The organism is Methylobacterium brachiatum, assembly GCF_020523825.1.
In the GTDB taxonomy this organism is placed as follows: Bacteria; Pseudomonadota; Alphaproteobacteria; order Rhizobiales; family Beijerinckiaceae; genus Methylobacterium; species Methylobacterium brachiatum.
Window position 1 is genome coordinate 174919 of sequence record NZ_JAJALK010000009.1, and the last position, 13034, is coordinate 187952.

The 13034-nt window shown below is 66.8% G+C and carries 14 protein-coding genes; 13 read left to right on the top strand and 1 reads right to left on the bottom strand.

Annotated elements, in window-relative coordinates; all coding sequences use genetic code 11:
• The first annotated feature begins 21 nt into the window (after positions 1–21).
• From flgK to LGR69_RS20185, 12 genes are all read left to right on the top strand, one after another.
• Positions 22–1476, top strand: coding sequence for a flagellar hook-associated protein FlgK (gene flgK, locus LGR69_RS20130; RefSeq protein ID WP_230367139.1), 1455 nt, complete (start codon positions 22–24; stop codon positions 1474–1476).
• A gap of 4 nt (positions 1477–1480) precedes the next feature.
• On the top strand, positions 1481–2533 hold the full coding sequence (locus tag LGR69_RS20135; protein WP_230367140.1) for a flagellar hook-associated family protein: 1053 nt from the start codon (positions 1481–1483) through the stop codon (positions 2531–2533).
• Positions 2534–2631: 98 nt separating this feature from the next.
• Complete coding sequence (flaF, locus tag LGR69_RS20140; protein ID WP_268868683.1) at positions 2632–2979, top strand: flagellar biosynthesis regulator FlaF; 348 nt, start codon at positions 2632–2634, stop codon at positions 2977–2979.
• The gene (gene flbT / locus LGR69_RS20145) at positions 2976–3428 is read left to right on the top strand and encodes a flagellar biosynthesis repressor FlbT (RefSeq protein ID WP_122159949.1); all 453 of its coding nucleotides are present in this window, start codon (positions 2976–2978) and stop codon (positions 3426–3428) included. Before flaF ends, flbT begins: the two co-directional genes overlap by 4 nt.
• 13 nt (positions 3429–3441) lie before the next feature.
• Positions 3442–3867, top strand: a complete 426-nt coding sequence (flgD, locus tag LGR69_RS20150) for a flagellar hook assembly protein FlgD (RefSeq protein WP_122159950.1) — start codon at positions 3442–3444, stop codon at positions 3865–3867.
• A gap of 167 nt (positions 3868–4034) precedes the next feature.
• Positions 4035–4301: a flagellar biosynthesis protein FliQ gene (fliQ, locus tag LGR69_RS20155; RefSeq protein WP_230367142.1), complete on the top strand. Its 267-nt coding sequence runs from the start codon at positions 4035–4037 to the stop codon at positions 4299–4301.
• 139 nt (positions 4302–4440) lie between these two features.
• A complete protein-coding gene (gene flhA, locus LGR69_RS20160; RefSeq protein WP_091864374.1) occupies positions 4441–6531 on the top strand; it encodes a flagellar biosynthesis protein FlhA in 2091 nt (696 codons plus the stop codon).
• Positions 6528–7283: a flagellar biosynthesis protein FliR gene (fliR, locus tag LGR69_RS20165; protein WP_230367143.1), complete on the top strand. Its 756-nt coding sequence runs from the start codon at positions 6528–6530 to the stop codon at positions 7281–7283. The genes flhA and fliR overlap by 4 nt, the downstream gene beginning before the upstream one ends.
• A gap of 1 nt (position 7284) precedes the next feature.
• Positions 7285–7791: a hypothetical protein gene (locus LGR69_RS20170; RefSeq protein WP_122159953.1), complete on the top strand. Its 507-nt coding sequence runs from the start codon at positions 7285–7287 to the stop codon at positions 7789–7791.
• On the top strand, positions 7788–8267 hold the full coding sequence (locus LGR69_RS32085; RefSeq protein ID WP_230367144.1) for a rod-binding protein: 480 nt from the start codon (positions 7788–7790) through the stop codon (positions 8265–8267). The genes LGR69_RS20170 and LGR69_RS32085 overlap by 4 nt, the downstream gene beginning before the upstream one ends.
• 46 nt (positions 8268–8313) lie before the next feature.
• Entirely contained in the window at positions 8314–8649 is a 336-nt protein-coding gene (locus LGR69_RS20180; protein ID WP_091864370.1) for a flagellar protein FlgN, read from the top strand.
• A gap of 6 nt (positions 8650–8655) precedes the next feature.
• Positions 8656–9105, top strand: coding sequence for a hypothetical protein (locus tag LGR69_RS20185; protein WP_091864369.1), 450 nt, complete (start codon positions 8656–8658; stop codon positions 9103–9105).
• 51 nt (positions 9106–9156) lie between these two features.
• Here LGR69_RS20185 and LGR69_RS20190 read toward each other — a convergent pair whose 3' ends face one another.
• A complete protein-coding gene (locus LGR69_RS20190; RefSeq protein ID WP_230367145.1) occupies positions 9157–11706 on the bottom strand; it encodes a heparinase II/III family protein in 2550 nt (849 codons plus the stop codon).
• Between the two features lie 479 nt (positions 11707–12185).
• Between LGR69_RS20190 and LGR69_RS20195 the strand changes: the two genes are divergently transcribed.
• Positions 12186–12866 carry a response regulator transcription factor gene (locus LGR69_RS20195; RefSeq protein WP_122159956.1) on the top strand — a complete coding sequence of 227 codons (681 nt, stop codon included), beginning with the start codon at positions 12186–12188 and terminating at the stop codon, positions 12864–12866.
• The last annotated feature ends 168 nt before the right edge of the window (positions 12867–13034 follow it).

Here is a 13034-nt window from a genome sequence, read left to right on the forward strand (position 1 = left end):
CTCGGCTGAAGGAGACCGGGGATGAGCCTTTCCGTTGCCATGAAGGCGGCGCGCGGCGCCTTGCAGGCGAACGCGACCAGCACCGGCGTGGTGTCGCGCAACATCGCGGGCGTCAACGATCCGGCCTATTCGCGCAAGATCGCGTCGCTGGTGACCACGGACGGGCCGGTCCGCGTCGTCATCAGCCGCGCGAGCGACACGCTGCTGTTCGACAAAACGATCCACAGCACGTCGGAGCTCGCCGGCCGGACGGAGATCCTCAAGGGCCTGCAAAGCCTGGAGGACACGGTCGGCGACACGGAAGAGGGCCGTTCGGTCTCCGCCAAGATCAGTGCCGTCAAGACGGCGCTGGCGAATGCCGCGGGCCAGCCCAACGACATCAACCTGGCCAAGGCCGCCGTCGCGGCCGCCAAGGATCTGGCGCGGACCCTGAACCAGGCGAGCGCGACGGTCCAGAAAGTCCGCTTCGATGCGGACCAGGATATCGCCAAATCGGTCGGGACGATTAACGACCTGCTCGGGCAGTTCGATAAAGCCAACAAGGCCGTTGTGCTCGGAACGACGACCGGGGCCGATATCAGCGACGCACTCGACAACCGGGACAAGATCCTGGCGCAATTGTCCCAGGAGATCGGCATCCACACGTCCGTTCGGGCGGGCAACGATATGGCGATCTACGCCGACAACGGCGCGCCGCTGTTCGACCGTGGCGCCCGAACCGTAACCTTCGCCCCGACCACGGCCTTTGGAGCCGGCACGACAGGCAACGCCGTCCTGATCGACGGCATCCGGGTGACCGGCAACGGCTCGATGATGCCGCTTCAGGCCGGCCGCATCGTCGGGCTGATGACGGTGCGCGATGAAGCCGCCGTCACCTATCAGAAGCAGCTCGACGCGATCGCGGGCGGCTTGATCAAAGCCTTCGCCGAGACGGACAAGAATTCGGCGACTGGAACGGCATTCGCCGGCCTGTTCACCAATGCTGGCAACACGGCGCTTCCGGCGGTGAACACCGGCCTTGCGAGCTCCATCCAGGTCAATGCCAAAGCGGATCCGGAACTGGGAGGCAACCCGTTCACCTTGCGCGACGGCGGCATGAACGCGGGCTCTCAGTACACGTACAACGACACCAACGCAGCCTCGTACGTCGACCACCTTCGCGCGCTGCAATCCGCGCTCGGGGCGGAGCGGCCCTTCCCATCGGATTCCGAGCTTCCGGCCTCGGCCTCGCTACTGACCGCAGCCGGAGCTTCAGTGAGCTGGCTGGAAGCGACCCGCAAGGGGGCCTCGAAGCGGGTCGAGGACGAATCGGCCTTCCTCGACCGCGCCTCGACCGCGCTCTCCAACGCGACAGGGGTGAATCGCGACGACGAGGTGGCGACGATGCTGGAACTGGAGAAGTCCTATGCGGCCTCCGCCAAGCTCCTCGCCACGGTCAACGCGATGCTGCAGACCCTTCTCGATGCCGTGAGGTAGCGCCATGAAAGCCAGCTTCATCTCAACGGCGACGCTGTTGAACAGCGCCCGCTCCACAACCGCCCGCACACAGGCCGATCTGGCCAAGGCGAATATCGAGGTCAATAAGGGGCGCTACGCCGATGTCGGCCTCGAACTCGGCTACAAGACCGCGACGACCCTCGATCTTCGCCAGCAGGTCGATGCCATCACGGAGCAGCAGAAGCGCAATGATCTGACCAAGGTCCGGCTTGGCAACAGCCAGACGGCGCTCAATCAGATCCGCTCTGATGGCGAGGCGTTTCTCGCCCTCATCGCGCCCGGGAAACTGACCGATGCGAGTGGGGGTATCATTGCGCAGGCGGCCGCTTCGAAGCTCTCGGCCTTCATCGGTCAGATGAACAGCTCGACAGCCGGGCAATTCATCTTCTCCGGGATCAACTCGGCGCAGCGTCCGCTCGCGGATTATGAGGCATCCCCGCAATCGAAAGCCAAGACGGCGTTCACGCAGGCCTTCCAGACGGCGTTCGGCTTCCCGCCAGGTACCCAGCCGGGGGCGTCCCAGATCACTGCGGCGCAGATGAAGAGCTTCCTCGACGGCCCGGTCGCCACCCTGTTCGCCGACCCGCAATGGGGCGATAACTGGTCTTCCGCGTCGAACACCAACATCCGCAACGAGATCGGCCCCGGCGAGAATCCGGAAACCTCCACCAACGCCAACGCGCAGGCCTTCCGGCAACTCGCGATGATATACACGATCGGTTCGGATGTCGGCTTGGCGAGCCTGGCCCCGGCGACACAGTCGGTCGTGTACGAGAAGATGCGCAGCGTGGCCGGTTTGGCAACGGTTGGCGTCACCCAGCTCCAGGCCGATCTCGGCGCCGTCGAAGCCAGGGTCACGACCCTGGGGACTCAGCTGGACGCACAGAAAAACATCCTGACCGAGGGATTTGGATCCCTGGAAAATGTGGATCGCGCGGAAGCCAGTTCCCGCGTCGAGAACTTGAAGACCCTTCTGCAGATCTCCTATTCTCTGACCAGTCAGACCCGGAAGCTCAGTCTTATCGACTATGTCTGATCTCGGCTTCACGAGTTATCGGCAGACGATCTGAGCGGCACGGGCCGGGATACCGGGGCCGATCTCCGTCCCTATACTATACAAGAGGCAAATCTGCGATGTACGGCGCGTCTTACGCGGAAATCATGGAAGACTCGCCCTCCCTGGCCCGGGAGCGCGAACGCGCGGCCTTCGACCGGGCCATCGAACTGATGAAACGCGCGGACGCGCCCGATGCGCCGGCCGAGGCGCGCTCCGAAGCCGTCAGCTTCGTGCAGCGCCTGTGGAGTCTGCTCATCGACGACCTCGCGAAGCCTGAGAATGAGCTGGCCGTCCAGTTGCGCGCGGACCTGATCTCGATCGGTCTCTGGAACATGAGCCAGACCGATCAGATCATGCGCGGCGACGCGTCCAGCTTCGAGAGCCTGATCTACATCAACACCATGATCCGGGACGGCCTGCGATGAGCCGCTCCATCAATCTCAGCTTGCGCGGTCGCGAGCGGATCTTCATCAACGGTGCCGTCCTGCGGGTCGATCGCAAGGTGACGATCGAGCTGCTCAACGACGCCACCTTCCTGCTTGAGGCCCATGTGCTGCAGGCCGAGGAGGCGACCACGCCGATCCGGCAGCTCTATTTCATCGCGCAGGCGATGTTGATCGACCCCAGGAACGCCGAGCGGGTCCGGTCGGCCTACGACGCGGTGGAATGGACCTATCTCGACCGTGGGCCGGATCCGAGCATCGTGGCCGCCCTCGCGACGGCGCGCAGCTTTCTCGATTCCGGTCGGGCCTTCGACGGCCTGCGCGTCCTGCGCGGGCTGTTCGAGCCGGAGGATGCCCACCGGGCACGCTTGGTGACCGACCTTTCCAACCCGGGCGCCTTCGGACGCCCGGGGACCGCCAACCCCGTTTGAGGGAGGTAGAATCATGAGCGTGCCAGCCACCAACGCCAACAGCACAGCGGGCGCAGATGCGGCCGCAAAGGCTCAGGAAGCGAAGAAGAAGCAGGCTGAGAAATCCTCGACGCTGAACTACGACAACTTCCTCCGTCTTCTTCTCGCGCAGATGAAGAACCAGGACCCGACCGCTCCGATGAAATCGACGGAGTATATGGGCCAGCTCGCCTCGTTCTCGCAGGTCGAGCAGAGCGTCAATGCGAACAACAAGCTCGATTCGCTGCTCAAGTCCTCGTCGATGACGCAGGCTCAGGGGCTGGTCGGCCGCACCATCACCTCCGCAGACGATAAGGTCAGCGGAAAGGTCACCTCAGTCCAGGTGACCGATACCGGCGTGGTCGCGCATCTCGACACCGGCACCGACATCCCCTACGGCCCCGGCCTGAAAATCTCCTGACGCCGTCGTTGCGGCGTCCGGTCTGGCGTGGATTTCCCGACCTCGAAGTGGCGGAGCAGGGCCACGCGGATCGAGGCGCGGCCCTCCGGCACCGGTGCCCGCGCGGACATACAGCCCGCAGCTTTGCTGATTCCAAAGTCTTTTCCCGTGATGCCACGTCGAGCACCATGAACGAAGTCGATGCGCTCGAACTGGTCCGCACCGCGATCTGGACCATCATCGTCGCCTCCGGGCCTTCGGTGGCGGCCGCGATGGTGGTCGGGATCCTGATCGCCCTGTTCCAGGCGCTGACCCAGATCCAGGAAGCCACCCTCACCTTCGTCCCGAAGATCATCGTCACCCTGCTCGTGATGATCGCGACCGGCTCCTTTGTCGGCGGCCAGATCTACACCTTCACCGAGCTGGTCTACGGCAAGATCATCTCCGGGTTCTGAGAGGACGCAGCCGTCACCCGCCGGCGGCAGCCACGTCGACAGCAGCCGGTAGGGTCACGCCGGGCGATACCGCGGCCCGCGCAACCCAGGCGCAAGCTTGGTGCGCCAGAACCGGCACGGGCACGGAGGGGTTGAACGCGTGGCAGCGGCCGTTGAAGCTTTCACGCCGGAGCGCAGGGTCCGACGCGATATTTGGTTCGCGGTCGGGATCATCGCCATCCTGGCGGTCCTGTTCCTGCCGGTGCCGGCCATCCTGATCGATATCGGGCTGGCTTTCTCGATCGCGCTGTCCGTGCTGATCCTGATGGTGGCGCTCTGGATCCAGAAGCCCCTGGAATTCTCGTCCTTCCCGACGATCCTGCTGATCGCGACGCTCCTGCGCCTGGCCCTGGGCATCGCCACGACCCGCCTGATCCTCGCCAACGGCGATGCCGGCGTCGACGCCGCCGGCCACGTGATCCAGGGCTTCTCGCAATTCGTCATGAGCGGCGATTTCGTGATCGGCCTCGTGGTCTTCGCGATCCTGATCACGGTGAACTTCCTGGTGATCACCAAGGGCGCGACCCGCATCGCCGAGGTCGGCGCGCGCTTCACCCTGGACGCGATCCCGGGCAAGCAGATGGCCATCGACGCCGATCTCTCCGCCGGGCTGATCGACGACAAGCAGGCCCAGCAGCGCCGGCGCGAGCTCGAGGAGGAGAGCGCGTTCTTCGGCTCCATGGACGGCGCCTCGAAATTCGTGCGCGGCGAGGCGGTCGCCAGCCTGATCACCATCGCGGTCAACATCTTCGGCGGGATCATCATCGGCGTCACCCGCCATGGTCTGCCGCTGGCCACGGCGGCCGACGTCTTCACCAAGCTCTCGGTCGGAGACGGCCTGGTCTCGCAGATCCCGGCGCTCATCGTGTCGCTCGCCGCGGGCCTGCTGGTCTCGAAGGGCGGCACGCGGGGGACGGCGGAGCAGGCGGTTCTCGGCCAGCTCAGCGCCTATCCCCGGGCGCTGTTCGTCGCCTCCGGCCTGATGATGCTGTTCGCGATCATGCCCGGCATGCCGTTCGTGCCCTTCGCGGTCCTGGGCATCCTGATGAGCGTGGTCGCCTACCTGATCCCCCGCCGCATCGCGGAGGCGCAATCGAAGGTCGCGGCTCAGGCGCAGGCCGAGGAGAGCCAGAAGCTGCTGGCGCAGCGCGAGAGCGAGGCCGTGAAGGATTCGCTCAAGACCGCCGAGATCGAGTTGCGCCTCGGCAAGCACCTTGCGGTGCAGATGCTGGGCGCGCAAGGCGAGCTGGCCCAGCGGGTCGGGCGGATGCGCCGGAAGTTCGCGCAGCAATACGGGTTCGTGGTCCCGGACATCAAGCTGGTCGAATCCGCCACCGTTCCCAGCAAGACCTACGAGATCGCGATCCACGGCACGGTCATCGCTTCGCAGCAGGTGCGCCCGGGCGAGGTGCTGATCGTCGTCGGCGACGGGCCGATGCCTTCGCTGATCGGCGAGGAAGTGCACGAGCCGGCCTTCGGCATGAAGGCGGTCTGGGTGCCGGAGGCCTACGCCCAGGAGGCCCGCCGCGAGGGGTTCAGCCCGATCGACTGGCATTCGGTGATGCTGACCCATGTCAGCGAGGTCATCCGCAACAACCTGCCGCAGCTCCTGTCCTACAAGGACCTGCGGATGCTGATCGACCGGCTCGATCCGGAATACAAGCGCCTCGTCGAGGACATCTGCCCGTCGCAGATCTCGTATTCCGGCCTGCAGGCGGTGCTCAAGCTCCTGCTGGCGGAGCGGGTCTCGATCCGGAACCTGCACCTGATCATCGAGGCCATCGCCGAGATCGTGCCGCATGCCCGCCGGGCGGAGCAGATCGCCGAGCACGTTCGCCTGCGCATCGCGCAGCAGATCTGCGGCGACCTCGCCGAGAACGGCACCCTCAACGTGCTGCGGCTGGGCAGCCGCTGGGACCTCACCTTCCACCAGGGGCTCAAGCGCGACTCGAAGGGCGACGTGTACGAGGTCGACATCGATCCGCGCCTGATCGAGCAGTTCGGCGTCGAGGCGTCGGAAGCGATCCGGGCCCACATGAAGACCTCGCACCGATTCGCCCTGGTCACCGCACCGGAGGTCCGCAGCTACGTGCGGATGATCATCGAACGCATCTTCCCGACCGTCGCCGTGCTGTCGCATGTCGAGATCGCGCGCGGCGTCGAGATCCGGTCCCTCGGCACCATTTCGTGACGGTCAACGTTTCCGAGTCGATCCTCGGCGTCTTCATGATCTTCTGCCGCATCGGCGGCTGCCTGCTCGTTGCACCGGGCATCTCCAGCGCGCGGGTGGCGCCGCGCATCCGCCTCCTGATCGCCCTGACGGTATCCCTGGCCCTGGCGCCCATGCTCCTGCCGAAGCTCGGCGGCGGGCTGCGCAACCCGTCGCCGGCCGATACCCTGTGGTGGATCCTGTGCGAGACGCTGACCGGGTCGGTCATCGGCCTGTTCGGACGGTCGTTCTTCTTCGCCATCGAGACGATGGGCAGCGCCCTCGCGACGATGATCGGCCTCGGGGGCATCCCCGGGACGCCGGTCGCCGACAGCGAGGCGGAATCCGTCGTCGGCTCGCTCACCATGATGGTGGCGACGATACTGGTCTTCGTCACGGATCTGCACTGGGAATTGTTCCGGGGGCTGGTCGCATCCTACGACCGGATCCCGGCCGGTGACCCGTTCGGGTCGCGCCCGATGCTCGCCGGGCTGGTCGACCGGACCAGCGCGGCCTTCACGATGGCCCTGCGGCTGACCAGCCCGTTCATCGTCTACTCGATGGTGGTGAACTTCGCGCTCGGTCTCGCCAACAAGCTCACGCCGCAGATCCCGATCTTCTTCATCGCGACGCCGTTCCTCCTGGCGGGGGGAATGCTGTTGTTCATGTTCCTCTCGAAGGACTTCTTCGGACAATTCGCCCTCGATTACGGGCAATGGCTCAGGAGAGGCTGAGATGCAGGCGCGCCTCGGCCGGGCCACGCGGCTCCTCCACGTCCAGGAACAGATGCACCGGCTCGCCGAGCGGGAACTCGCCCAGGCGGAGAGGCGGGTGCAGGACGTCGACGCGGCGCAGGCCGACGTGATTCGCGCCCTCAACGAGGCGTCCGCGTTTCTCGAGCCGCTGCGCGATGCGGCGGTCCGGCGCCTGAAGAACCTGGCGATCGAGGCGCAGGGATTGCGGGCGGCGCGGGACAAGGCGGCCCAGCACCTGATCACGCAAGCGACGCAGCACAAGCGGGCCGAACGCTGGGTCGACGGTCTCGAGGCCGAGCGCCGGCAGCAGGTGGAGAAGCAGGACTGGGCCGAACGCCTGGACAGCCTCGTGGGGGCCGCGCAGGCAAGCCTCCGGTCAGCCAGGCCTGATAAGCCCCTTGACCAGTCAGCATCCCCGACGGGTTCAGTCGAGCCCGGTGACCAGACGTGTCGTGGTCACGAACATCCGGACACGAGATCGCCGTGAGCGTCCAACTTCCCTCCGATATTGTCCTCGATGTCGCGCGCGCCGCGGATCCGGCCCGCTACCAGGCCGCCGTCACCAAGCTCACGCAAGGCGCCCCCGGCGCCTTCGCGGATGCATTGGGCGCGGCCTTGGCCGGCGGTGCGGGCATCCCCGCGACGCCGCAGGGGAATGTCGACACGATCCTGACGCGGTTCCGGACCGCCGCGACGCTTCCGCCCCCGCGGGCCAAGGGCACGCCGCCGCAGGAATTCGAGGCCTTCGTCTTGCAGACCTTCATCGAATCGATGCTGCCCCAGAACGCGACCGCGGTGTTCGGCAAGGGCAATGCCGGCTCGATCTGGAAGTCGATGATGGCCGAACAGATCGGCGCCCAGATCGCGAAGGCCGGGGGCATCGGCATCGCCCGCATGCTGGAAGCCGCGCACCCGCCCGTCGCCTCCGACGCGGCGAAGCCCGACCCGACGCGGATCGGCTGACGCGGCCCGGCCGCTCACGCTTTCATCACACTCCCGGACGCTGCGCATGCTGCTCTCATCCCTGGCCCGCCTCGAAGCCACCATCGACGCCGAGACGGAGGCCCTGACGGTCCACGACATCCGGGAGCAGGACGACTTCAATCGCCGCAAGAGCCAGAGCCTGGTGGAATTGTCGCGTCTGGGGCGGACGATCGGCTCGACCGCGCTGAGCCCCCCGGAGATCGAGTGCCTGGAGCGCGTACGCGCCAAGCTCCGGCGCAACCACGAGCTCCTGGCCATCCACCTGCGCGCCATGCAGGAGGTGTCGGATATCGTCACGACCATGATTCAGAGCGCGGAATCCGACGGCACCTACTCGGCCGCCCTGCGCTACCAGGAGTAGCCGCGCGTGTTCCGGATCGTCATCACGGGCCTCTGGATCTGCGCCATCACGGTGCTGTCCAGCTACGCGGTCGTCACCTGGATGCCGGACCTGCCGAAGGCGAAGTCCGAGGAATATCTGGAAGGCCTGACCTATCAGAAGCTGAAGCCGCTCAACATCCCGGTCATCGCCGAAGGGACCGTCCAGGGCTACATCATGGCAACCGTCGTGTTCACGGCGGATTCGCACCTGATCAAGGGGCTCGGCCTCACCCCCGCGCCGTTCGTCATGGACGAGTCGTTCCGCCAGATCTACAGCGACGGCGATCTCGATTTCCGCCATCTGAAGAAATACGACATCAACAAGCGCCTTGCGGAGATCAAGCTCAAGGTCAACGAGCGGCTCGGGTCGGAAGTCGTCAAGGACGTGATGATCGAGAACTTCAACTTCGTCACCAAGAAGGACATCCGGACCTAGATCCGTCCGGGATCGCCGGACGGGATCCTCTGTACCGTCGCTGCGCCGAACTCACTCCGTGAGAGGGCGCCGGAAGGCCTCATCCTCGACGACCCGCACGAGTCGCCTCAAGCTCTCGGGCGACGCGGCGATCAGGAGACCGCCGGCCACGCTCCACCCTCCCGTGATGGCGTAGCTCAGAACCGGGCTCGATTGGGGCGGCGGATTCGGCGCGGACGCGCCGCCCGGTGCCGGCGCCTGCGGCCCGGCCGAGTATCGCCCCACCGCGACCCGGCCGAGCTGGCCGGCGAGCGCGTGCGGCACGATGTGCAGGCGCCTGTCGTTCCAGAGCCCGAACACGCGCCCGGAAGCGTCCAGGGCGACCGTCACCGCAGGGTCGAGGTGCAGGAACCCGTCCAGGGACAGGGGCCTGCCGGGGGTCGCGAATCGGTCGAAGACGGCCAGGCCCGACAGGTCGTCCAGGAGCGCGAAGGCCCGGACATGCCGGTAATCGGGGCCGTGCACATCCGTGTCGATCAGGTGGACGGACGCGGCGCCCACGGTGAAGGGCGCCCGGGACAGGCCCGCCCCGGCGGTCGGCTCGCGACCGTCCGGAATGACGACGTTGTGGGCCCGGGCCGCTGCGACGTGCTGGCCGGGCGAATCGGAATGGGATCCGCCCACCTCCGTGATCCACCGCAGGCCGCCGGTGGCGAAGGTGAAGGAGGTGCAGTCCCGATGGTCCTGCGGGCGCATCTGCTCGGAAAAATCGGCCGTGAAGGAGGCCCAGTCCGGACCATCGGCCCAGCGGCGATGGACGAGGGTCTCGGACCGCGCCGACGCACCGGGACCGGGGCCGCCTCGGCGCTCCGCCTGGTCCGCCGCCGACCGACCCATCCAGGGGCGGGGGTGAGCCGCCGCAACGCGCTCGATCCAGCCGGAGCGGTCGTCATGGGTGGGCGTATCGCCGAACGGGGGCAGGGTGCCGTCCGGCTCGAACAGCGCGACCAGTCCGGCCCAGGCCTTCGCCAGGCGCAGGTCGAGCGCACCGGCGAGCGATGCCAGATCCGACCGGGCGCTCAGGACGGGCAGGAGGACCAGGGCCAGGGTCAGGATTTCGAGGCCGCGATGATATGACGGCTCCACGATCACGCCGCCGGGGTCGATCAGGGCGTCGACGCCGCTCCGCAGCGCGATCGTCGCGAGGCCGGTCCAGTGCCGCGCCATCGGCAGGGCGGGCAGGACGAGGCCGACCGCCAGAACGGCCGCGGCCACCTTCACCTCCAGCAGCGAGCCCGCCACCGTGTGCTGGGCGAGGATCTCGGCCAGCGCGAAGGCGTGCCGCAGGACCTCGCCGCCGAGAATCTCGACGGCGCGCGCATCCGTTTCCGCCGCGACGGCCAACAGGCCCAGCAGGGCCTCCAGGCGCATCGCCATGCAGGCCGGATGCAGGCTCAGCGTGTCCGCCGGCTGCCCCCAGGGATTCGCGCGGGACCAGGAGACGGCGACGGCGATCGCGCGGTCCCGGACCTGGCGCTCGGCGCTCTCGGCCGCGGCGGCGACCCAGGACAGGGATTGGAAGGCCAGGCGCCACGCCTGCGACTGGAACGGGTCGGCCGTCCAATCCACCGATTCGGGGAGCGTCCAGGCCGGCCGGCGCGCCAGGCGGAGGGCGGCCCCCGTCCAGGCCGGTGCGTCGGGGCCGTCTCTGAGGGCGATGAAGCTGCGCAGCGGGGTGGGCACCTGGGCGAGCCGCGCGGGGTCGAGGTAGGTGCGGATCGACCCCGCCAGGGCGCCCCCCACCATCGCCGGGGCGCCGCCGATGCGCGCGAGCAGGTGCGGCAGGAAGGCCTCGGCCCCGGGATCGGCATCGTCCGCGAGATTCGCCAGGCGGAGGTCGTCGTCGAGCAGCACCTCCGGCGCGGCGGTCAGCGCGAGCGAGGCGCCCGTCTCCCAGGTCGCGAAACCGATCTCGAGCGCGGCGGCCCGCGGCGGCGGCGCGACCTTCAGGGTGAAGCGGTAGGCGGCGCGGTGCACCGGGATATCGATGAAGGCGGGGATCGCCGGGGTCGCCAGGGTGTCGGGGTAGGGCGGCGGAAGCTGATTCCCGCGCGCGTCGCGGAACACCACCTGGGCGCGGGCCCCCTCCGTCTGCCCCTGGGCGATGATCTGCCCCTTGAAGATCAGCCCGCGTCCCGGGACCAGCCCATGCCGGTACCAGAGCGGTTGGGCCCCGAGGGCGATTCGGCCGTCGCGCGTGAGCCGGCTCTCCGCCCGGTCGATCGCCGGACCGCCGGCGACGGTCGCGTCCGGCGCGGCGGGCCGGATCAGGGGGTCGCCGACCCGGAAGGCGTGGGTGTTGCGCCAGCTCCGGATGACGACCGCCACCTGGGAGGCCGGCGCCGGCAGATAGAAGCAGCGGCGGAGGATGACCGCCCGCGAATCCACGGCACTGTCCCAGCCCGGCCCGGCGATCCAGTCCCCGTGCACGTCGATCGCGGTTCGGGCCAGGCCCGGAACCTGGGCGAAGTCGATTCCCGATTGGTCCTGCGCCAGGAATTCCAGGCCCAGCGAAGCGAAGTCCTTGGCACCGGCCGCCGCCTCTGCTGCAGCGCAAACCATGCATGCACAAAACTCATACCAACGCCCGGCGGCCAAAGGACCGAACGTCAGCACGAGGCGCGACCACCGGTTCCTGTTGCCAACGACATGATCCGAGTCGGTGGCCAAGGCTGCATTCGCGCTCGGCCGAACAGAGATCGGCAAGAAGGCCGGTGATTCGCTCATAGGATGTGAGGAATTCGCGGCATTTCGAGCCCCATACGCGACGAAGGATCGCTCAAGACCAAGACCTGGCGCGCATCCGGAACACGACCAAGCCCTATACATCACCCGAAATAAATATGCACAAATTGAATAAGAATTCGCGAACGACCCAGAATCTCAACAATGGCAACAGAACCACACCCGGCAAAATTCAAAGTGAAACCATTGACGCCCACTTTCGTTGTCGTCATCTAGACTCATGGCGCGAATGAATGTTTGCACCAGACCATATCTCCATCATTCATTGGAATGATTAGCTGTGGAGTTCCGAAATAATGTACGTCATTGTCGACGAGAGACCGATGGTGACCGATGGATACGTCGCGAGCTTCGCCAGGGAAGGAATTTCGGCCGTCGGATTACTGGATTCCGATTTCAAGGGCTGGCTGCAGACGGCCCGGGAGCCGGATGTGGACGCCGTCCAAGGCTTCCTCCTGGGTGATTGCGAGCAGCGGCCCGATCTCCCGGAACTCATCCAGAAGCGATCCCCGGCGCCGATCATCGCGATGATCGAGACGCGCTGCCTGACCGAGACCCTGGACCTGTTCACGGCCGGCATCGACGACGTCGTCCGCAAGCCGGTTCACGTGCGCGAGATCATGGCCCGGACCGAAGCGGTCTGGCGCCGCTCCCATCGCGGGGCCGTCAAAGAGGCCGCCGTGGATCGTACCGAGCGGCTGAAAGTGTATTTCGACGGCCGCGATCCCGACATCGACGGCGAGAAGATCGTCCTGCCGCGCCGCGAGCGTCAGATCCTGGAATTCCTGGTCCGTAACCGGGGACGGCGGATGACCAAGGAGCAGGTCTTCAATGCTGTCTACGGCGCTTTCACGAGCGATGTGGATGAGAGCGTGGTCGAAGGTCATATCAGCAAGCTTCGCAAGAAGCTCCGGCAAAAGCTGAGCTTCGATCCGATCGAGGTGCGGCGCTATCTCGGGTACGCGTTCGTGAGCTGATCGCCACGCCGCCGGAGCCGGTCCTGTGCGACCGGACCCTCGACGGGACCCGACTGTCAGTCAGACGTGATCGCTCGGCCCGGCCGCGCGGCCTCGCTCGGAGGCTCACGGCCGGCCTTCCATCATGGAAGAAGCACGGAGCGGTGCGTCAGGCTGGATCACAATCGA